17 protein-coding genes, 1 tRNA gene and 1 pseudogene are annotated in these 20,551 nt (G+C 61.0%); 9 read left to right on the top strand and 10 right to left on the bottom strand.

What is annotated here, in order from left to right:
* Window positions 1-4: 4 nt before the first annotated feature.
* On the bottom strand, window positions 5-907 hold the full coding sequence (locus tag ACA046_RS10010; protein ID WP_459027388.1) for a LysR family transcriptional regulator: 903 nt from the start codon (window positions 905-907) through the stop codon (window positions 5-7).
* Between the two features lie 150 nt (window positions 908-1,057).
* Between ACA046_RS10010 and ACA046_RS10005 the strand changes: the two genes are divergently transcribed.
* The 4 genes from ACA046_RS10005 to ACA046_RS09990 are packed head-to-tail and all read left to right on the top strand — an operon-like array spanning window position 1,058 to window position 3,727.
* A complete protein-coding gene (locus tag ACA046_RS10005) occupies window positions 1,058-1,255 on the top strand; it encodes a tautomerase family protein (protein WP_058822715.1) in 198 nt (65 codons plus the stop codon).
* A gap of 50 nt (window positions 1,256-1,305) precedes the next feature.
* Entirely contained in the window at window positions 1,306-1,659 is a 354-nt protein-coding gene (locus ACA046_RS10000) for a putative quinol monooxygenase (protein WP_459027386.1), read from the top strand.
* 41 nt (window positions 1,660-1,700) lie between these two features.
* The gene (locus ACA046_RS09995; protein WP_497676372.1) at window positions 1,701-2,315 is read left to right on the top strand and encodes a nitroreductase family protein; all 615 of its coding nucleotides are present in this window, start codon (window positions 1,701-1,703) and stop codon (window positions 2,313-2,315) included.
* Between the two features lie 59 nt (window positions 2,316-2,374).
* Entirely contained in the window at window positions 2,375-3,727 is a 1,353-nt protein-coding gene (locus ACA046_RS09990) for an MFS transporter (RefSeq protein WP_497676371.1), read from the top strand.
* Window positions 3,728-3,738: 11 nt separating this feature from the next.
* Here the strand turns inward: ACA046_RS09990 and ACA046_RS09985 are convergent.
* Both ACA046_RS09985 and ACA046_RS09980 read right to left on the bottom strand, forming a co-directional pair.
* Window positions 3,739-4,383 (bottom strand): annotated as a pseudogene (locus ACA046_RS09985) (substrate binding domain-containing protein); the annotation flags it as partial.
* A 148-nt stretch (window positions 4,384-4,531) separates the two neighbouring features.
* Window positions 4,532-4,607, bottom strand: a tRNA-Asn gene (locus ACA046_RS09980).
* Window positions 4,608-4,782: 175 nt separating this feature from the next.
* Between ACA046_RS09980 and ACA046_RS09975 the strand changes: the two genes are divergently transcribed.
* A complete protein-coding gene (locus ACA046_RS09975; protein ID WP_497676370.1) occupies window positions 4,783-6,165 on the top strand; it encodes a glycerophosphodiester phosphodiesterase family protein in 1,383 nt (460 codons plus the stop codon).
* 42 nt (window positions 6,166-6,207) lie between these two features.
* On the opposite strand, the gene ACA046_RS09970 is transcribed toward ACA046_RS09975, so the two are convergent.
* Genes ACA046_RS09970 through ACA046_RS09960 form a run of 3 tightly spaced genes read right to left on the bottom strand, consistent with a single transcriptional unit; the run spans window position 6,208 to window position 9,784 of the window.
* Window positions 6,208-7,440, bottom strand: coding sequence for a CaiB/BaiF CoA transferase family protein (locus ACA046_RS09970; protein WP_497676369.1), 1,233 nt, complete (start codon window positions 7,438-7,440; stop codon window positions 6,208-6,210).
* A gap of 26 nt (window positions 7,441-7,466) precedes the next feature.
* Complete coding sequence (locus tag ACA046_RS09965) at window positions 7,467-8,996, bottom strand: 3-hydroxyacyl-CoA dehydrogenase (protein ID WP_497676368.1); 1,530 nt, start codon at window positions 8,994-8,996, stop codon at window positions 7,467-7,469.
* Between the two features lie 2 nt (window positions 8,997-8,998).
* Window positions 8,999-9,784 (bottom strand): enoyl-CoA hydratase, encoded by a 786-nt coding sequence (locus tag ACA046_RS09960; protein WP_497676367.1) that lies wholly within the window; start codon window positions 9,782-9,784, stop codon window positions 8,999-9,001.
* 263 nt (window positions 9,785-10,047) lie between these two features.
* Between ACA046_RS09960 and ACA046_RS09955 the strand changes: the two genes are divergently transcribed.
* The 4 genes from ACA046_RS09955 (at window position 10,048) to ACA046_RS09940 (ending at window position 14,687) form a co-directional block, all read left to right on the top strand.
* Window positions 10,048-10,905 (top strand): IclR family transcriptional regulator, encoded by an 858-nt coding sequence (locus ACA046_RS09955; RefSeq protein WP_076014464.1) that lies wholly within the window; start codon window positions 10,048-10,050, stop codon window positions 10,903-10,905.
* Window positions 10,906-10,974: 69 nt separating this feature from the next.
* On the top strand, window positions 10,975-12,129 hold the full coding sequence (locus ACA046_RS09950) for an acyl-CoA dehydrogenase family protein (protein ID WP_497676366.1): 1,155 nt from the start codon (window positions 10,975-10,977) through the stop codon (window positions 12,127-12,129).
* Window positions 12,130-12,316: 187 nt separating this feature from the next.
* Window positions 12,317-13,591 (top strand): MFS transporter, encoded by a 1,275-nt coding sequence (locus ACA046_RS09945; protein ID WP_459027371.1) that lies wholly within the window; start codon window positions 12,317-12,319, stop codon window positions 13,589-13,591.
* Window positions 13,592-13,760: 169 nt separating this feature from the next.
* Complete coding sequence (locus ACA046_RS09940) at window positions 13,761-14,687, top strand: GGDEF domain-containing protein (protein WP_459027369.1); 927 nt, start codon at window positions 13,761-13,763, stop codon at window positions 14,685-14,687.
* 36 nt (window positions 14,688-14,723) lie between these two features.
* On the opposite strand, the gene ACA046_RS09935 is transcribed toward ACA046_RS09940, so the two are convergent.
* The 4 genes from ACA046_RS09935 to ACA046_RS09920 all read right to left on the bottom strand — a co-directional run bounded on the left by ACA046_RS09935 (window position 14,724) and on the right by ACA046_RS09920 (window position 20,551).
* The gene (locus tag ACA046_RS09935; protein WP_218585707.1) at window positions 14,724-15,485 is read right to left on the bottom strand and encodes an iron-containing redox enzyme family protein; all 762 of its coding nucleotides are present in this window, start codon (window positions 15,483-15,485) and stop codon (window positions 14,724-14,726) included.
* 79 nt (window positions 15,486-15,564) lie between these two features.
* Entirely contained in the window at window positions 15,565-18,027 is a 2,463-nt protein-coding gene (locus tag ACA046_RS09930) for an EAL domain-containing protein (protein ID WP_459027367.1), read from the bottom strand.
* A gap of 75 nt (window positions 18,028-18,102) precedes the next feature.
* Window positions 18,103-19,923: an ABC transporter ATP-binding protein gene (locus tag ACA046_RS09925; RefSeq protein WP_318303473.1), complete on the bottom strand. Its 1,821-nt coding sequence runs from the start codon at window positions 19,921-19,923 to the stop codon at window positions 18,103-18,105.
* On the bottom strand, window positions 19,916-20,551 hold the full coding sequence (locus ACA046_RS09920; RefSeq protein WP_076014457.1) for a DsbA family protein: 636 nt from the start codon (window positions 20,549-20,551) through the stop codon (window positions 19,916-19,918). The genes ACA046_RS09925 and ACA046_RS09920 overlap by 8 nt, the downstream gene beginning before the upstream one ends.

The raw sequence follows: 20,551 nt of genomic DNA, 5'->3' as shown, positions 1-20,551 counted from the left end.
CCCATCACTGCCAATGCGCGCACAGCTTGACCAGTTCATCCACCACATACCTCACCTTCGGCCGCAGGTGCGACACCTTCGGCCAAACGGCATGCACATCCACCGCTTCCGGTTCATAGGTGTGCAGCACCTCTACCAACCGGCCCGCGTCGATATCGTCCTGGAACAGGCTACGCGGCATCTGGCATAAGCCGGCGCCGGCAACCGCCGCAAGAATCATGACTTCGCCATCACCAATCTGATGGGTAGAGGGTGGCGCGTAGCGCACCGTCTGCCCTGCCTGCATGACTCGCCACGCCAACGGCTGGCCGCGTCGATGCCCAACAATGCAGCGGTGGTGATTAAGGTCTTCGAGGGTGTGTGGCACGCCAAAACGTGTCAGGTAGCCAGGTGCGGCACAGATAGCCCAGCGCTGGCGCATCAACCGCCGCGCGACCAGACCGCTGGTGTCCTGCAATTCGCCGAAACGCACCAACAAGTCGATCCCCTCCTCGAAGGGGTCCACCAGATGATCGGAAAATGTCAGGCTCAATTGCAGCGCCGGGTACTTGTTGGCGATCTCGAAGAGCAGGGGCGCAACGACGCGACGACCGAAGGCCACCGGAATATCGACGCGCAATCGCCCTGAAGGCTCACCACCACCGGGGCCCAGGCCACTTTCGGCGGCGCCGATTTCTTCCAGCGCCGTAGAGCACGCCGCGAAATAGGCTTCGCCATCGGCGGTCAATGAAATCCGTCGGGTGGTGCGATGAAACAGTTGCACCCCCAGGCGCTCCTCCAATCGGGCGATGGCTTTGCCCACGGCAGATTTCGACAGCCCCAACCGCTCGGCAGCCTGGGTGAAGCTGGACGAGCGAGCGGCAACCACAAAGGTGATAACGCCCTGGAAGGAATCAATGGGGACCATGTCGGGCTCGCTGATTGTAGAGTTTTAGTCTACCCAGATTATAGCTGGAGGCCGTTTATCGCCAGCTTGTTCGCCAGTACGATGGATTCCAGTCAAACAACAGTGCACACCACGCACTGCTCCCGATCAATGTCCCAAGAGGAATGCCTTATGCCCGTCGTACGAGTGAGCTGGTTCGAAGGTAAAGAACACGCGCAAAAAGCCGCTGTTGCCGCCGATATCACAGAAAGCATCGTCAAGCACACCGGCACTGACGCCAATTACATCTACGTCATTTTCGAAGACGTCGCAGCGTCCGATTGGGCTGGCGCCGGCAAGCTGTTCGGGGATGCCCCAGACAAGTCTTGACCTCCTCCTACTCAACAGGCGCCGCCTGGCGCCTCTGACGGAAACTCATCATGTACCCCTACATCTCCTGCCTGTTTAACCTCGCAGTAAAACCCGCGGAATTCGCCGAGTTCAAGACGCTGATCGCCTCAATCGTCACGGCCACCCGTGCAGAGCCAGGCACGCTGGTTTACGAATACAGCGCCAACGAAGACACCAGCACCGTTCATATCCTTGAGCGCTACAACGCGGATGCCGTGGTCAGCCACGTCGACACCACGTTTGCACCGTTCGGCCAGCGGTTCCTGGAACTGTGCACCATCACCAGCCTGGTGGTGTACGGCACGCCGGATGCGGAAATCCGCAAGCGCCTGGACCCGTTCGGCGCGGTGTACATGACCCCGTTCGACGGGTTCAGCCGTTGATGTGAACGAAGACACTTGCCCCTTAACGCACAGAGATCGCCATGTCCGGTATTGCCGAAATTATCCAGTCCCGAATTTCCGCCAACAGCTACGACACTGAACGTCAATTGACCGACGATCAGATCGCCGAGCTGGTCAACCTGGCTACACACGCCCCTTCCGCCTTTAACCTGCAAAACTGGAGGTTCGTGGCGGTACGCAGCAGCGAAGCCAAGGCGCGTCTGCTGCCATTGGCATTTGGCCAACAGAAGGTGGTGGACGCGGCCGTGACGTTTATCGTCTGCGGCACCCTCAACCCACACGAAACGTTGCCGGCTGCGCTGAAGCCGTCGGTGGATGCCGGCATCATCGACCAGTCGATCTACGACATGTGGGTGGGTGCGGCCCAGGGTATGTACGGGGAGAACCCGCAGTTACAGCGCGACGAAGCCATCCGCTCCGGCTCCCTGGCCGCGATGACGCTGATGCTGGCCGCCAAAGGCCAAGGGCTGATTTCAACCCCGATGATTGGATTCGACCAACCTGCAGTGGCTAAGGAGTTCGGCCTGTCGGATGCGGAAATCCCCGTCATGATGGTCACCGTTGGCTACCCAGGCGCGACCAACTGGCCACAAAAACCACGCAAAGCCGTCAACGACGTTCTGCAGTTCGTTTAAGTGAATTGCGCCAGTGATAGCCAGGCTATCACTGGCGATCGAGGTGAATTACAGCCGCTATGACCCACCCTTCTTCCTCGTTACGAGCCATCCTGACCGCGGCGTGCCTCGGTTTTCTTGTTGTGCAACTGGACGTCAGTGTTGTGAACGTCGGCCTCGGTGCGCTCAAAGAGGCATTCAATAGTGACCTCACGGGCCTGCAGTGGGTCATCAACAGCTATGCGCTGCCGTTTTCTGCCCTGCTGATCCTGGGCGGTGCATGGGGCGATAAATGGGGGGCAAAATCCGTCTTCGCGATGGGTTTCGCCATCTTCACCCTCGCCTCCGTCGGCTGTGGCCTGGCCAATAGCATGCCCATGCTGATCACGATGCGCATCATCCAGGGCATCGGTGCCGCCTTGCTGATCCCCACCTCACTGACGCTGATTCGCGTGTCGTTTGACGATCCGGACAAACGCCGCTCCGCGGTCGCACTGTGGGGCGCTTGCGGTGGCATCGCATTGGCGGCCGGCCCGGTGATCGGCGGGCTGATGATCGAATACTTTGGCTGGCGAAGTGTGTTTCTGCTCAACATTCCGATCGGCCTGCTGGCGATCCTGCTGATTCTGAAATATGCGCCCGCCTCCCCTCGCGTAGACAAGCACATCGACATTCCCGGGCAAATCAGCATCGCCATTTGCCTGGCAGCGCTGACCTACGGTTTAACCGAATCCAGCGCACAAGGCTGGGTCGGTACAACACTCGGCGCAATGGTGTTGGCGCTGATCTGCGCGGTGGCCTTTATCTGGGTTGAGAGGCGGGTCGAGCACCCCATGCTGCCGGCACGCCTGGCCACGAACAAAGTGCTGGGCAGCATGGCGCTGGCCGGCGCGGCGATCAACCTGACCTTTTACGGCACGGTGTTCGTCTTCAGCATTTACTTCCAGACGTTCCTGCATTACGACGCGTTCAAAACCGGTTTGTCGTTTATTCCGCTGACGGCGGTCCTGACGCTTTCAACCCTGCTTTCATCGCGCTTCGCCAAACGGTTCAGCGCCACCCGCATCATCACCACGGGTTTCACGGTGCAAATCATCGGGTTCGTCACGCTGTCGCAAACCACGTCACACGCCTCTTTGTGGCTGCTCAATGGCGCGCTCATGCTGGTCGGTATTGGCAGCGCCATGTCGGTGCCGTCGATTACCAACGCCATGCTCTCATCGGTCACCCAGCATGATGCGGGTATCGCGTCGGGGTTGATGGCCTCCGCCAGGCAACTGGGTGGCGTGATAGGCGTCGCCGTCTCGGGGGCGATGATCGCCGGTGCTGACGCGGCCGCATTCTCCCGGGGAATGTCGAACGCAATGTTGCTCTCTGCGCTGGCTCTGCTCGTATGTATTGGCGTGAACTTGTTCGTGTCGCGCCGTCCCTGATCGGAAGGTACCTACTGCTCCCACTGGGGATGGCTGAATCGCTCAGCCAGAAAATTGATCAGCACCCGAACCTTGCTCGCCAGGTGTTTACGCGTGAGATAGACCACGTAGATACCCAGTTCGATGGAGCGGTATTCCGGAAGGATTTCTACCAGGGCCCCGCTACGCAAATCCTCGGCGACCATAAAGCTGGGTTGCAAGGCGATCCCTGCGCCTGAGAGCGCAATACTGCGGCAGGTATCACCGTTGTTGCAGCGTGCGGTGGAGCGCGTGCGTACAGTCTCGCTGCCATTGGGCCCTTCGAACTGCCACTCGTTGCCCATGGCAAAGTGGGTGTAGGCAATCACCCCATGATCGGCCAGGTCGGCCAAGATGCGAATCTGCGGGTGACTGGCCAGGTAGCCAGGAGACGCGAACAGGCACATCCGAGTCCCCGCCAGACGCCGCCCTACCAGAGACGAATTTTCCATCCGCGCAATGCGCACCGCCGCATCGAAGCCCTCCTCCACCAGGTCCACCAATCGGTCGTTCAAGCTGATATCCAGCTCGACATTGGGGTAGGCCTTCATGAACTCGCCCCACAGCGGCGCCAGGTGCTGCACGCCAAAGCTGACGGGCGCATTCACCCTCAACACACCGCTGGGTTCCGGCAAAGCCTGATCGACGCTACAGGCCGCGCTTGAGCAAAGTGACGAACGTGGCCCATGCAGGCGGAGTGCAGATCAAGATCACCCCGCACTAGGTTTTGCCAGGTCAAATCCCAGGCAAAAAAAAGCCTGCATCTCTGCAGGCTTTTTTACTATCTGGCTCCACGACCTGGACTCGAACCAGGGACCCAATGATTAACAGTCATTTGCTCTACCAACTGAGCTATCGCGGAATTCGCCGTATGTTACTGATTGAAAAGGAGAAGTCAAGCGCTCAATGAGTTTTTTGCTTCACCAATGTGCGCCGTGCTGAAAAGTCATCACTCCACTCCCTGTCACGACTCTGTCATGCGTCAACGCCAACATCCGCAGATACCCCGCCCCTACCCTCTTCTTGAAGGACGACACATGCACACTCGCTCAGGCCCGCCAGCGGTAAAAACCCTGCTTGCCCGTTTTATCGTTATCGGATGCAGCCTGATGGTGAGCGCGTGTGACAGTGTGACCGGGAGTGCGCCTGCCGCCTCCACTTCCTTCAAGACCCTGGACGGTGCACCGCCCCTGGTGATCGGGCATCGCGGCCTGCCGGGGCTGTACCCGGAGGAAACCCGGGCGTCGTATGAGCATGCGGCCGACGCGGGTGCAGATTCCCTCGAGCTGGACCTGCATATGACCAAGGACTGTGTATTGGTAGCTCGGCACAATCCCTGGTTGAGCGACAACACCAACATCAGCGACGTCGCGAAGACCAACCCAGAGGTTGCTCGCCGCAAGCGCACGGTTCCAGGTGTGTTGGTCAATGTCCGGTATCCCGCCACCGCAGAAAATGGCCCGGCCCAGTACCTGAGTGATTTGACCAACCCCAACGATCCAAAATCCGTGTTGAAATCCTTGATCGTGGACGGCGAAGACCATACCAACGACTGGTCAATCAGCGATTTCACCCTGGCCGAACTCAAGCAATGGATCGGCGGCACGACGTACGACGCCCGCGACGAGCGTCCAACCGAACTCAACGGCAAGCTGCCGATCTTGAGTTTCCAGGAAGTGATCGACATCGCAAAAGCCAAAAGCACAGCCACAGGCCGTGTGATTACCACCTACCCGGAAAGCAAAAACCCAATCTGGAACAACGCCCAGGCCATCGCCAATGGTTGCGGCGCCCCGGGCAGTCATCCGTTCGAAGCGGCGTTCCTCAAGACCCTTAAAGACAACAACCTCAATCGCAAAGACGCGCCGGTGTTTGTGCAAAGCTTTGACCCGAACAGCCTGAAGTACCTGCGCTCTATCGGCCTGCAATCCAGGGCAGTGCAGTTGGTGGATGGGAACGGTGTGAACTTCAAGACCGGCGAAACCATTTTCATCACAGACAAACCCAACACCTTCGTCAGCGGCCGCCCCTACAGCTGGACCGTCGCCGGCGACCCACGCGCCTTTGGTGCGATGCTGACTCCGGCCGGGTTGGCCGAGGTCAAGACCTACGCCGACGGCATCGGGCCTTGGAAGCCGCAGGCGATGTCGCTGACCGCCACTTCAGCGCAAAACCCTGGTTTGCCCGAAGTCGACACCTTCAAGCCGACCAACCTGATCAGCGATGCGCACAAGGCTGGTTTGTTCGTCCATATCTTCACCTTCCGCAACGAAGCGAAGTACCTGGCCGGTGCCTACAAGGGCAATCCGGCGGCCGAATACATGGCCTTCTTCCGGGCGGGTGTTGATGGTGTATTTACGGACTTCACGCCGACTGCCGTAGCTGCCCGAAACACCTACCTTAAAGAAGTCGCGCGCTAAACAGTCATCAAGGCGGATGGCGGCCTTCACGGCCGCCATTGTTCAGTCCAACTGCTCGATCACCCCGACCGCCTTGAGCTGCCCCAGTTGCTCCGCCGACAACCCCAGGCGCTCGCCCAGTACCTCATCGGTATGCTGCCCCAACATCGGCGCCGGCCTCACATACTCCACCGGCGTGCCCGACATCTTGATCGGGCTGCCGACCATGGCGAACTCCGGATTCTTGGGATGCGGGATCTTCACCATCAACCCTCGGGCAATCACCTGCGGTTCTTCCAGCGATTGCGCGATGTTGTTGATCGCCCCTACCGGCACCTTCGATGCGTGAATACTCGCCACCCACTCGTCCGCCGTACGCTCCAGAAAGTGCGCCGACAACAGCTCGACAATCTCCGCCCGATGCGCGACCCGATCGGCATTGCGCCGAAAGCGCGGGTCGTCCGGCAGGTGCGGCAAGCCAATGCTGTGGCACAGCGCAATAAACTGGCTGTCGTTGCCGCAGGCAATAATGAAGTCGCGGTCTGCCGCACGGAATACCTGGTACGGCACGATGTTGGCGTGGGCGTTGCCGTACCGCTCAGGCACCTTGCCCGAGGCCAGGTAGTTCATGCTCTGGTTGGCCAGGGTTGCGACCTGTACATCCAGCAGCGCCATGTCGATGTGTTGGCCAACGCCGGTGCGTTCGCGGCTGAGCAGTGCGGCCTGGATGGCGACGGTGGAGTACAGGCCGGTCATCAGGTCGGAGAACGCTACGCCGACTTTTTGCGGGCCGCCGCCGGGCAAGTCGTCGCGCTCGCCGGTGATGCTCATCAGGCCGCCGATACCCTGGATGATGAAGTCGTAGCCGGGCTCTTCGGCACGCGGTCCGGTCTGGCCGAAACCGGTGATGGAACAGTACACCAGCCGTGGATTGATCTCGGCCAGGGTCGCGTAATCCAGGCCATAGCGCGCCAGGGAACCGGCCTTGTAGTTTTCGATCACTACGTCGGAGCTGGCCGCCAGGGCTCGCACCAGTTCCTGGCCTTCGCAGGTGGCGAGGTCGATGGCCACGGATAATTTGCCGCGGTTGGTGGACTGGTAATAAGACGCCTGCCCGGACGACTCGCCGGTGTCGGTCTTCATCCACGGCGGCCCCCAACCACGGGTGTCGTCACCGCTTTGTGGCCGTTCGACCTTGATCACTTCCGCGCCGAGGTCAGCCAACACCTGGCCACACCAGGGTCCGGCCAATACCCGGCTTAAATCCAGCACCCGCAAACCTGTCAATGCACCCATTATTCTTGTCCTGTGATGAATCGAAATCAGCCGACTGCCGGCTCTTCATGACGCAGGGAAATCCCCAGCACTGCACGCCGCCGCAGCCAGGGGCTGGGGCGATAACGTGGGTCGTGGGTGAGTTCGCTCATGCGCTGCAAAATCGTGAGGATGCGCCGCGGCCCAAGGGCATCACCCCAGGCCAGCGGACCCTGTGGGTAACCCAGGCCGAGTTGTACCGCCTGGTCGATGTCGTCGACGCTGGCGATGCGTTGCTGGGCGATGTCGCAGGCCAGGTTGACCACCATCGCCAAGGTGCGTTGGACGACGAAGCCAACGCTGTCGCTGATCACCGTCACGCCCACCCCGTCACTCGCTAGCAGCGCGTGGGCGGCGTCGCGGGTGGCGGTGGAGGTCAGCGGGTTTTGCATCAGGGTGCGATGGCGTGACAGGTCGGTCAGCAGGTCGATGCACAGGGTGCGCGCCGGGTCGGTGTGGAAGCGCTCGCTGGCCGATGTGGCATCGAGGCCGTAAGGCGCCAGCAGGCATAACGCTTCAGGCGAAGGCTGTGCCGTGCTTTCAAGGTGCGCGCCCAACTCGATCACCAAGGCGCTGAGGCGCTCGTAGTCGTCGGCGTTTTCGGTGGTGATCCACACCGGCGGCAACTGCTTCACTGAAGGCACCGGCTGCGGCTGCGGGCCGTCGACTACCTGGCCATTGTCATAACGGTAGAAGCCCTGTCCGCTCTTGCGCCCCAGGCGTCCGCCCGCCAGCATCTGGCGCGTCAGGGGCGACGGTTTGTAGCGTGGGTCCTGATAGAACTGGTTGTAGATCGACTCCATCACCGGGTGGGAAACGTCGAGGCCCGTGAGGTCCAGCAGTTCCAACGGGCCCATGCGAAAGCCTGCGCCTTCACGCAGGATACGGTCGATATCGCCGCGCTCGGCAATGCCTTCATCGAGCATTTTCAACGCTTCGGTGCCGTAGGCACGGCCGGCGTGGTTGACGATAAAGCCGGGGGTGTCCTTGGCGCGCACGCCGCGATGGCCGGTGCGGGCCACGAAGGCCAGCAGGTCATCGCCGACCTTCGGCGCCGTGGCCAGGCCGTCGATCACTTCGACGACGCGCATCAACGGCACCGGGTTGAAGAAGTGCAGCCCCGCTACCCGCTCAGGATGTTGGCAACCGGTGGCGATGGCCGTGACCGACAGCGACGAGGTGTTGGTGGCGAGGATGCAGCCCGCGCTGACCACGCCTTCCAGTTGCTGCAACAGGCTGCGCTTGGCGTCGAGGTTTTCGACGATGGCTTCCACCACTAGGTCGCAATCGTGCAATGCCTCAACCGTGGCGGCGACGTGCAGGTTTTCCAGCGCTGCGTCCATCGCCGCCTGGCTGATCTTGCCCTTGGCTACCAACTTCGAAAGCGTGGCACCGAGGTTGTCCCGAGCGGTTTGCGCCGCGCCATCGCGGGCATCGAACAAGCGCACCAACACGCCCGCCTGGGCGGCAATCTGTGCGATGCCGGCGCCCATCACGCCGGTGCCTACCAGGCCCATGATCTTGATTGAATCCGTCATCGTCATTCCCCCAGGTAGTTCGCGGTGCGTTTTTCGAAGAACGCTGCGGCGCCCTCCTTCTGGTCTGCCGAATCGAACAGCAGTTGAAAGGCCTTGCGCTCCAGCACCAGCGCGCTTTCCAGCGGCAGGTCGGCGCCGGCGAGCATCACTTCCTTGATCTGCTCCACCGCCAGTGGCGGCAAAGCGGCGATCTGCGCAGCCAGTTCCAGGGCGCGGGGGATAGTCTGGTCATCCGCCACCACTTCGCTGAGCATGCCCATGGCCAGGGCTTCCGGGGCCTTGACCATGCAGCCGGTCAACGCGATACGCATGGCCTGGAACTTACCCACGGCGCGCACCAGGCGCTGAGTGCCACCGGCGCCCGGCATCAGGCCCAGCTTGACCTCGGGCTGGGCAAACCGCGCCGACTCACCGGCGACGATCAGGTCGCAATGCATGGCCAGCTCACAACCGCCGCCCAGGGCAAAACCATTCACCGCGGCGATCACCGGCTTCGGGCAGCGGCTGATGGCTTCCCACAAATACTCGGTGTGCCGGCGGTACATCTCGATCGGAGTGGCGCTGGCGAACTCCTTGATGTCGGCACCGGCCACGAAGAACTGATCGCCGCCGGTGAGCACGATGGCGCGCACATCACGACGCTTGGCCAGGGCACGAAAATGTTCGGCCAGTTCTTCGCGAACCTGGGCGTTCAAGGCGTTTTTCACGTCGGGACGGTGGATGCGTACCACGGCGACGCCATTGTCCTGGACGTCGAGGTGCACTACGGGTTGGTCGAGGCTGGCCACAAGTTCTCCTGCTGCAATGTTCTTGTTAGTTCGGATATCGAGTGTTTCGCTATGCGAAACAAAATTCCGTATTTAGCGATAATCATAAGGACCGACTCGTCGTGATGTAAACGTAAAAACCTGAGTCGCCCGCAAATCGAGCTATAACTCTTTGTTTAGAAGGGTTTTATTAAACAAAAAGACAATCACCCGCGAAGTTGATTAGTTTCGCTGTGCGGAATACAATTTTGTTTTGTTGATTTTATAAAAAAAGGGGGACTAACATGCGCCGTCGAAACCTGGACCCGAATACACCTGAAGCACCTGCCGGCAACCACGCATTCGAGCACTTGCTGATCGATCCGATGAATGCCGACGAGGAAGAAGACAAGGACCGCCAGTTCGTTACCGCCCTGGCACGCGGCCTGGAATTGCTGCGTTGTTTTACCCCTAGCGAAAGCGTGCTGGGTAACCAGGAGCTGGCGCGCAAGACCGGGCTGCCAAAGCCGACGATTACACGGATGACCCATACGCTGACTCGCTTGGGATATCTCAAGCACCTGCCACAGTCGGGTAGGTATCAGCTGGATGTAGGGGTGATGGCGTTCGGTTACGCGATGCTTTCGAACCTGTCGGTGCGGGCCGTGGCCCATCCGCTGATGGAGACGATGGCCAAGTACGCCCAGGCCGCTGTGGCCATGGCGACCCGCGACCGTCTGGACATGGTGTACCTGGACGTGGTCCAGGGCGAAGCCAACATGACCATGCGCCGCCAGGTCGGTACGCGGTTGCCGTTGCACTTGAGTTCCGCAGGCCGCGCCTGCCTGGCAGCGATGCCGGAAAACGAGCGGGAATTTATCCTCGACCATATCCGCCAGCGTCATCTGGAGGACTGGCCGGGCATCAGGAAGGGCCTGGAACGCGCCTTCCGGGATTACACCGATTTCGGCTACTGCATGTCGATCGGTGAGTGGCACCGCGATGTAAACGCCATCGCCGTACCGCTGCTGCATGCACAACATGGGCTGCTGACGTTCAACTGTGGCGGACCGAGTTTTCACCTTTCCCGGGAGAAACTCGAGGACGACATCGGGCCCCGTCTCAAGCACATGGTGAACAACATCGAGGCCGCCGCCCGCTAGACAGATCGGTGCAGGGCCTCGGCAGATTGACGACAACAGGCCCGCCGAACGGGCCGCTGAGGAATGCACATGATCCGAGACGCCGAAACGCTTCATCTGTTGCTGGAAACCCTCCAGCAGTTCGTCAACGAAGCGCTGATCCCACGGGAAAACGAACTGGCCGAGACCGATGACGTCCCGGCGGATATCGTCAGCCAGTTCCGCGAGTTGGGCCTGTTCGGCCTGACCCTGCCCGAAGCCTACGGCGGCCTCGGGCTGACCATGGAAGAAGAGGTCAACGTGGCCTTTGAACTGGGGCGCACCTCTCCGGCATTCCGCTCCTACTTCGGCACCAACAACGGCATCGGTTCCATCGGCATCCTGCTGGATGGGACCGAGGCGCAGAAGCAGCACTACCTGCCGAAACTGGCCAGCGGCGAGCTGCTCAGCTCGTTCTGCCTGACCGAACCGGACTCCGGCTCCGACGCTGCCTCGCTGAAAACCACAGCGGTGCGCGACGGTGACCACTACATCATCAACGGCACCAAGCGCTTTATCACCAACGCTCCCCACGCCGGGATCTACACCGTGATGGCCCGCACCAACCCGGACATCAAAGGCTCGGGCGGCATCAGTGCGTTTATCGTCGAGCGCAACACGCCGGGCCTGTCCCTGGGCAAGCGTGACCACAAGATGGGCCAGAAAGGCGCCCATACCTGCGACGTGATTTTCGACAACGTGCGCGTGCCGGCCGACCAGTTGATCGGCGGCGTCGAAGGCGTGGGGTTCAAGACCGCGATGAAGGTACTCGACAAGGGCCGCCTGCACATTGCTGCGGTGAGCGTCGGGGCCGCCGAGCGCATGCTCAACGATGCCCTGCACTACGCCCTGGAACGCAAGCAGTTCGGCCAGCCGATAGCCGAGTTCCAGCTGATCCAGGCGATGCTCGCCGACAGCAAGGCCGAGATCTACGCCGCCCGCTGCATGGTGGTGGACGCTGCGCGCAAGCGCGACGAAGGCCTGAACATCGGCACCGAAGCGTCCTGCTCGAAGATGTTCGCCACGGAAATGTGTGGCCGGGTGGCGGATCGTTGCGTGCAGATTCATGGCGGTGCCGGGTATGTGAGCGAGTACGCCATCGAGCGGTTCTATCGCGATGTGCGTCTGTTCCGGCTGTATGAAGGCACCACGCAGATCCAGCAATTGGTGATCGCCCGCAACATGATTCGCGAGGCCAAACACTAAACCCTCGGAACAACACAGAACCAATGTGGGAGCGGGCTTGCTCGCGAATGCGGTACATCAGCCACCGGATGCATTAACTGACACACCGCATTCGCGAGCAAGCCCGCTCCCACATTTTGACTGTGTTCCAACCGCATTACCGCAACACCCATACCCAGTGCCCTAACAACTACAACAAGGTATCGCTATGGAAGTCGCCGCTCAGGCGGGTGCGTTGTCGCCCGCGAAAAATAACCTGTGGATCATTGTTTTCATCTTCTGCTTCCTCGGCCTGCTGATCGACGGTGCCGACTTGATGCTGCTGTCCTACAGCCTCAGCAGCCTCAAGGCCGAGTTTGGCCTGACCAGTGTCGAAGCCGGCAGCCTGGGCAGTTTCACCCTGGCCGGGATGGCCATCGGCGGGATTTACGGTGGCTGGGCCTGTGACCGTTTTGGCCGGGTGAAAACCGTGGTCTGGAGCATCGTGCTGTTCTCCGTCGGCACCGCGATCCTGGGCATGACCCACAGCTATTGGCAGTTTGCGAGCACACGCTTCTTCGCCTCCCTCGGGCTGGGCGCGCTGTATGTCGCGTGCAACACGCTGATGGCCGAATACGTGCCGACCCGCTATCGCACCACCGTGCTCGGCACCCTGCAGGCCGGCTGGTCGGTGGGTTACATCGTCGCCACCTTGCTCGCGGGCTGGATCCTGCCGAACCACGGCTGGCGCTGGCTGTTCTACGTGGCGATCATCCCGGTGATCCTCGCCGTGCTGATGCAACGCCTGGTGCCGGAGCCTCAAGCCTGGATCAAGGCCCAGGCCGAACGCGCCCGGGAAAAGGCCGAGGGCATCAAGCGCGTGTCGGCGAAGAAACCCGACGGCATGTTCAAGCTGATCTTCAGCGACCCGAAAGCCAGCCGCATGTTTATCCTCTGGGCGCTGACCGCAGGCTTCCTGCAGTTCGGCTACTACGGCGTCAATAACTGGATGCCGTCGTACCTGGAAGGCGAACTGGGGATGAACTTCAAGTCGATGACCAGCTACATGGTCGGCACCTACGCCGCGATGATTTTCGGCAAGATCCTCGCCGGGCTCGCCGCAGACCGCCTGGGCCGGCGCCTGGTGTTCGCCGTCGGCGCGTTGGGCACGGCGATTTTCCTGCCGGTGATCGTGCTGTTCCAGAGCCCGGACAACATCCTGTGGATGCTGATTGTGTTCGGCTTCCTGTACGGCATTCCCTACGGCGTGAATGCGACCTACATGACCGAAAGCTTCGAAGCAAAATTTCGCGGCTCAGCGGTGGGCGGGGCCTACAACATTGGCCGAATTGGCGCAGCGGTGGCACCGGCCGCCATTGGGTTCCTGGCGTCCCATGGCTCGATCGGCGTAGGATTTTTGGTGATGGGCGGCGCGTACTTTATCTGCGGGGTGATCCCGGCGCTGTTTATCCGCGACAAGCAGTTTGATCCGCAGAAACAATAGGCCCCACGCCGGGGCTTGCGGCAACGCAGCCCCGGCTATAAGACGTGCGGCAGTTATACCCTTCGGCAAACCGGGCTAGACTATACGTCAGTCCTACGGAACTGAAGGAACAGTACGACGCTCTCACCCAGCCTGTAAGACAGTTTTGTGCTTAGAGGCTCATACACTTATGAAAACACCGACCCAGACCAACGCAATTGACTTCGACAGCGCCAAATTGCAACGCCTGGGCTTTGGTCAGCCTTCCCTTCTTACACGCCGCCCCACCACCGTTGTGCAACTTCGCCAGCAACTGGGCATGCAATTGCAAACCAGCCTGGAGCCGGAGCACATCCTCGCGCTGTTCTTCCGCGAGATCCAACGCCTGGTGCCACTGGACGCCCTGCAATACCGTCACGAAGCCAGCGACCTGCGCCTGGAATATGGCCATCGCGGCCATCATTCGGTGAGCTATGCCCTCAGCCACGAAGGCGAGCACCTCGGCGAACTGGTGTTTCGGCGCAATCAACACTTCATGGAAGACGAGTTGGCCAACCTGGAATCACTGCTGGCCACCCTGCTCTACCCGATGCGCAACGCCCTGCTCTACCGCGCGGCGACCCGTAGCGCCCTGCGCGACCCGCTGACCGAAACCGGTAACCGCATCGCCATGGACCAGACCCTGCAACGGGAAATCGACATGGCCCGCCGGCACCTGCAGCCGCTGTCCTTGCTGATGCTGGACATCGACCACTTCAAACACATCAACGACAGCCACGGCCATGCCACAGGCGACAAGGTGCTCAAGGCCGTTGCCGCCTCGATCAAGAGCCAACTGCGCAATGTGGATATGGTGTTTCGGTTTGGCGGGGAAGAGTTTCTGATCCTGCTGTCCAACACCGGCCGGGATGCGGCCTCGATGGTCGGTGAGCGCCTGCGCCATGCGGCACAGGCCCAGGAATACTGGGCGGATGATGAACGTATCGAATTGACGGTGAGCCTGGGTTGCTCGACCTTGCTGGCAGGAGAGTCCGCCGAGAGCGTATTGCGCCGGGCGGACAACGCCTTGTATGTGGCCAAGCGCGAAGGCCGCAATCGCCTGGCAATGGCGGGGTAACCGCTTTACTTCAGAGTAACCCCGCCATCACGCGATTTATGCTTCGCTGGCAACCAGAGTCGGTTGTTTACGAGTGGCAGTCGCCGATTTTTCCAACTGCATGCAGCGTTCCAGGAACAGGTACATGTAGTCGTAGCTCTTGCACACCGCCTGACGCAGCTCTACCTGCAGTGCCTGGGTCGGGTTCATGCCGGCCAGGGTGCAAATGATTTCCAGCGCTTCCCACGGGTGAGCATCATCGTACTGGGCATGCATCTTCAGCCACTTCATGGCGCGCTTGCGGTCTTCCTCAGGGAAAGCCGCAGCATAGACGCCGGTGGAACACACCACGGCGGACCACTCCCCAGTCGCCCCCTCGATGGCGTAGTTGGTGGCGGCAATCGCGACAATCAGCGAATCGGCCGAGCTGGTGTGCCAGCACCAATGGCTGAGTGCATGCAGCTCCGGCGGCACTTCCTGTGCCTGCAACTCTTCCAGGCTGACGCCATGGGCACGCGCCCAATGCACCCAATAATCGGCATGGTTGAGTTCCACGCGAATATTGCGCATCAGCCAACGGCGCGCCATGTCCTCCCCAGGATGGCGGGCAAATTTGGTCTTGGTGAGGTTCTGTGCCATGTACAACGCAAACTGTTCAACCACTGGCCAGCCACCAATCAGGTAGTGGCGCATGGTCTTGGCGCTGAGCTTGTTATCGCGCATGCGCTGGTACAGTTCGTGTTCGACAACGCGGCGCTTGCTCTCGCTACAAGCCTGGATCAGCTGTTGTGCCCAGGCGGGGTAACTCGAGGCTTCCATAAGCGGGCCGGTTCTGTTGAATGTGTCGATCACTGTCGGGCTCCTTTTGATTTGTGATATGTACAGACCAGCAAATGTTTCATCGGAACGTGCCAGGCGCCTTGAATAACAGAGGCTGCGGTCGCACAGGTCGACACTGCAAACTATCAAAGGTAAACAACTGCGGTCGCTCGATCAGGTATCCCTGAGCGTAGTCGACCCCGATCTCAAGCAAGGCTTGTTCGATCTGGGGTGTCTCGACAAATTCGGCAATTGTGCGCTTACCCATGACATGACCGATGTGGTTGATCACTTCGACCATAGCGCGGTTAATCGGGTCATCCAGCATATCCTTTACGAAACTTCCATCGATCTTCAAGAAGTCTACAGGTAAATGTTTAAGATATGCGAACGAGGACATCCCGGCGCAGAAGTCATCGAGGGAGAAATGGCACCCTAACTCTTTGAGTTCGTTGATAAAACGAATTGCACTACCCAAATTCGCGATAGCGCTGGTTTCTGTAATTTCAAAACAAATCATTTCTGGCGGAATGCCATACGCGCTGAATTTCTCACGCAAGAACCCGAGAAAGTCCTCGTCGCCGATGGTAATGCCTGACAGATTGATCGCACACATGGCCATGGGCCGGGCCGGGCGCTCACGCATGCAGCCCGCGACGATCTTGAACACGTTTTCCACCACCCAGCGGTCCAGGGATGTCATCAAACCGTAACGCTCGGCCGCCGGGATAAAACTGTTCGGCAGGATGATCCGCCCCGCCTCGTCATGCAGGCGCAGCAGGATTTCGATATGCCCATTGCCATGCTCGGTGTGCCCCAGCGGCGCAATTTCCTGGGCGTACAGGCAAAAGCGGTTCTCTTCCAGGGCCATATGCAGGCGCTGCACCCAAGCCATTTCGCCAAAGCGCAGGGACAATTCCGAGTCATCGGCGTGATACACCTGCACCCGGTTGCGGCCTTTTTCCTTGGCCATGTAGCACGCCATGTCCGCAGCCCGCAGGGAGGTTTCCAAGGTGGTCGGGGCTTGGGTGATGTGCACCAGGCCGATACTCACGGTGGTGACAAACGGCCTGCCCTTCCACACAAAATGCAGGCTCTGCACGGTATGGCGCAGGCTTTCGGCGATTTTTTCCGCCACCTGCGCCGGGCAGTTTTCCAGCAGGATGCCGAACTCGTCGCCGCCCAGCCGGGCCAGGGTGTCGCCTTCGCGCAGGTCCGACTGCAGCAGCGCGCAGATATGCCGCAACAGCTCATCCCCGGCGGCATGCCCGCAGGTGTCGTTGACCAGCTTGAACTGGTCCAGGTCAAGGAACATCAAGGCATGGCGCCCGCTTTGCTGGCGCCCGACGTTGTGCAGCACCTGCTCCAGGCGGAACTCAAACTCGCGCCGGTTGGCCAGGCCGGTCAAGGCGTCGTGGGTCGCCTGCCAGGACAGGTTGGCGATGTACTGGCGCTCCTGGGTCATGTCGTGCAGCACCAGCACCGCGCCGACGACTTTTCCAGCACTGCGGATCGGCGCGCCCACCAGGGTGACGGACACGGTGGTGCCGTCCAGACGCTGAATCAGCTTTGAATGCTCGCTGCCCCCGCCGAGCTGGCCGCCCAATATGCGTTCGATCAAGGTAAAGCCGTCGGCCTGGGCATTTTCATCCAGCAGGTTGAACAGCGCCGCCAGCGGCAACCCCTGGGCCTGGGCGCCTTTCCAGTGAGTCAGGGCTTCGGCGGCCGGGTTCATATACGCAATGGCGCCGTCGACGTCGGTGGTGATCACCCCGTCGCCAATTGACTCCAGGGTTATCTGCGCCCGCTCCTTCTCTAACTGAAGCGCGTCGGCAAACGCATGTCGCTGGGCCAGCAGCTTGTGGGTGCGCAACAGCGCCAGCACGATCAAGCCCAGCGCCGTGGCCAGGTTGGTCACCAGCAGCAGGCGCAGAATCATCCGCGAGCCTTCGCCCAGCGCGTCACTGAAGGCTTTGGCGGCCGGGGTCACGCCGTCGTTGATGGCGAAAATCCGTTCCTTCCAGGCGTGCACGTCGGCGCTGCTGACCTGATTGGCCACGATCGCCCGGTGCATCTCCTGCGCCAGGTCGTCCAGTTGCAACAGATAGCCGTCGCCCACCGTCCACAGCTCGATGGCCTTTTCCAGGTAACTGAAATGGCGAAAGTTGAGGTATAGCCAAATCAGGCTGGAAACGTCGTCACGGTGGTTGCCGCCCTTGAGGATGCCCGAGCGCGCAGCGCTCAGGTCCGGGGTCGGGCGGTCGAGGGCCACGCGCAGCTCATGCCCGCCCTGGGGTACGGCAATCGCGTTCTGATATTTGAGGAAGGTGGCTTCGTTGCGATTGTCGGCGTACAGCGTCAGGTAAAAGATCGCGTCTTTCTGGCCCTTGGACCACAAGCTCTCGCCCGCCACATAGCCGCGCACCGCCGAGAGCACGTAGAGACTGACGCAGCCTAACAATGCCTGGAACAGTACGACGGCAATAAAGGGCCACACGATGCCCAACAACCGAGGGGTTCCGAGAGTCTGCTTTTGCTTCATGAGGTCCCTTGCACATGCACAACTAAAATACGCACGCGAGTGAAAACCGCTCCTGATAGCTCAGCGTAGGCTAAATCACCGCACTTGTTGCAAGTGTCCGTAAAGTTTGGCGTACAGGCCACCGTCAGCAATGAGCTGCTGATGGTCGCCATCTTCGGCAATATGCCCGCCATCAAACACCAATACCCGATCCGCCTGTTTCACCGCCGACAGCCTGTGGGCGATGATCAAGGTGGTACGGCCAGTGAGAAACCGCGCCAGCGCCTGGTGCAAGTTGTATTCGGTTGCCGCATCCAAGGCCGAGGTGGCTTCGTCGAGTATTACCACTTTTGGCTCCGCGAGCACCATCCGTGCTATGGCCAGGCGCTGACGCTGGCCACCGGAGAAGCGTACGCCGGAGCGCCCGACCACGCTGTCCAGGCCCAACGGCAGCGCCCTGACAGTCGCATCCAGCTGGGCAATTTCCAGCGCCTGCCAGCAGGCCTGGTCGCTGCGTTCGCGGCCCATGGTCAGGTTGGCGCGCACTGTGTCGTTGAACAGCGCCGGGTGTTGCAGCACCACGGAGACATTCTCGCGAATCGTCTCCAGGCCTATTTCCTGTTGGGTCGAACCACCAAACCGGATGCTGCCTGCCTGCGGCGTATACAGCCCCAGCAACAGTTGCACCAGGGTACTTTTGCCGCCGCCGCTGGCGCCGACAATCGCGACTTTTTCACCGGGGGCAATGTTCAGGTTCAACTGGTCGAGCACCAGCTCTTCGCCATAGCCGAAGTTCAGGCCGCGCACCTCGATGCCGACGGTCTCACGCCCGGTAAACGGATCGGCACCGCCCGCGTATTGCGGTTCGTCGGCGCGGGCCAGCAGTTCGTTGATCCGCGTCAGCGCCCCGCCCGCCGCGTAGTAGGCGTATTGGAGGTTCAACAGCTGCTCCACCGGGCTGATCATGAACCACAGGTAGCTGAACACCGCGAGCATCTGGCCGATGGACAGGTCGGAAAACAGCACGGTGAGCATGGCCGCCGCGCGGAAAATGTCGATACCGAACTGGAACAGCAAGCCACTGGCGCGGCTGGAGGCGTCGCTTTTCCACTGGGAATTGACGGCGAAGTCCCGCACTTCCTGGGCGCGCTGGCCCAGGCGCCCGAGGAAAAAGCCCTGGCGGTTGCCGGCGCGCACTTCCTGGATCGCATCGAGGGTTTCGGTGAGGGCCTGGGTGAACCGCGAAGTGCTGTCGTTTTCCAGCTTCTTCAGGTGCTTGACCCGCTTGCCCAACTGCACGGTGGCGTAGATCACCAGCGGGTTGAACAGCAGGATCAACAGCGCCAGCTTCCAGTGCATCCACATCAGGATCCCGGAGGTGCCCACCAGCGTGAGCATCGCCACCAGGAATCGGCTGAGGGTCTCGCCGACGAATTTGTCCACCGTGTCCAGGTCTGTGACCAGGTGCGTGGTCACCGTGCCGCTGCCCAGGCTTTCGTATTCGCTGAGGGAAATGCGCTTGAGGCGCTCGATCAGCCGTACGCGAATGCGATAGACAATGTCCTTGGCCAGCCGCGCAAACAACCGCGCCTGCAACACGTTGAACACCAGGGCGCCGCAACGCAACAGCAAGGTCACCAGCAGCATCAGGCCGATATAGCCGGCAGCCTTCTGCCAACCCAGGGGCAGCGCGTGGTTCATCACTTTCAGTGCCGCATCGCCGTGGCCCAGCAGTACTTCGTCCACCAGCAACGGCAACAGCAACGGGATCGGCACGCTGCACAGGGTCGCCAGCACGGCGACCCCATTGGCGATCCACAGGGATTTTTTGTGATGCAGGGCCAGGCGGCGGACTTCCGCCCAGGTCAGCCGGTCGACGCGCTTGGGTTGTTCGACCGGATCGGGCTGATCATGCACAGGCAGCTCGCTCCAGCCAACGACTCAGCAGCGGCGACAACTCGGACAGCGGCTGATAGCCGTTGGTGAGCAGCGCCAACTGCCCATTGCGCTCAGCCAGCAAGGTCGGGAAACCGGCGATGCCCAAATCCTGAACCCAGGTGAAATCCGCCGCGGTGGCCGCGTGCTGATCGGCCCGGTCGAAGGCTTCGGCGAATTCGATACGCGGCACGCCGGCCGTCTCGGCCAACTCCACCAGCACGTCGGCGCGGGTCACGTCGCGCCCTTCGACGTAAAACGCCTGCTGGATCAGGCCCAGCAGTTTCCACGCGCAATCCGGCGCCAGGCTGCGGGCCGTGACCACCGCGCGGCATGCCGGCTCGGTGTCGTAGACAAATCCGTCAGGCAGCGCGCCCTCCCGCTTGAACGGCTGGCCGGTGGCGTCGGTGACCGCCTGCCAGTGCTCAAGAATGTAGCGCCGGGTGGTCGGCTCCAGCGCCGCGCCACTGCCGGTGCGCAAACCGCCCACCACCAGGTGCAGCTCCACGCCTGCGGCCTGGGCCTGCTCAACCAGCGCCTTGGCCACCGGAGCGAAGCCCCAGCACCATGAACACATCGGATCCATTACATAGAGCAGGCGCGCGGACAT

It is taken from the genome of Pseudomonas sp. LBUM1641, assembly GCF_059716235.1.
Note: the sequence above shows the minus strand (reverse complement) of the source record. Positions and strands in the feature narration are given on the sequence as shown.

Coding starts and splice junctions, on each gene's coding strand:
- ACA046_RS10010 (WP_459027388.1), bottom strand. CDS start 907: ATGGTCCCCATTGATTCCTTCCAGGGCGTTATCACCTTTGTGGTTGCC.
- ACA046_RS10005 (WP_058822715.1), top strand. CDS start 1,058: ATGCCCGTCGTACGAGTGAGCTGGTTCGAAGGTAAAGAACACGCGCAA.
- ACA046_RS10000 (WP_459027386.1), top strand. CDS start 1,306: ATGTACCCCTACATCTCCTGCCTGTTTAACCTCGCAGTAAAACCCGCG.
- ACA046_RS09995 (WP_497676372.1), top strand. CDS start 1,701: ATGTCCGGTATTGCCGAAATTATCCAGTCCCGAATTTCCGCCAACAGC.
- ACA046_RS09990 (WP_497676371.1), top strand. CDS start 2,375: ATGACCCACCCTTCTTCCTCGTTACGAGCCATCCTGACCGCGGCGTGC.
- ACA046_RS09975 (WP_497676370.1), top strand. CDS start 4,783: ATGCACACTCGCTCAGGCCCGCCAGCGGTAAAAACCCTGCTTGCCCGT.
- ACA046_RS09970 (WP_497676369.1), bottom strand. CDS start 7,440: ATGGGTGCATTGACAGGTTTGCGGGTGCTGGATTTAAGCCGGGTATTG.
- ACA046_RS09965 (WP_497676368.1), bottom strand. CDS start 8,996: ATGACGGATTCAATCAAGATCATGGGCCTGGTAGGCACCGGCGTGATG.
- ACA046_RS09955 (WP_076014464.1), top strand. CDS start 10,048: ATGCGCCGTCGAAACCTGGACCCGAATACACCTGAAGCACCTGCCGGC.
- ACA046_RS09950 (WP_497676366.1), top strand. CDS start 10,975: ATGATCCGAGACGCCGAAACGCTTCATCTGTTGCTGGAAACCCTCCAG.
- ACA046_RS09945 (WP_459027371.1), top strand. CDS start 12,317: ATGGAAGTCGCCGCTCAGGCGGGTGCGTTGTCGCCCGCGAAAAATAAC.
- ACA046_RS09940 (WP_459027369.1), top strand. CDS start 13,761: ATGAAAACACCGACCCAGACCAACGCAATTGACTTCGACAGCGCCAAA.
- ACA046_RS09935 (WP_218585707.1), bottom strand. CDS start 15,485: ATGGAAGCCTCGAGTTACCCCGCCTGGGCACAACAGCTGATCCAGGCT.
- ACA046_RS09930 (WP_459027367.1), bottom strand. CDS start 18,027: ATGAAGCAAAAGCAGACTCTCGGAACCCCTCGGTTGTTGGGCATCGTG.
- ACA046_RS09920 (WP_076014457.1), bottom strand. CDS start 20,551: ATGTCCGCGCGCCTGCTCTATGTAATGGATCCGATGTGTTCATGGTGC.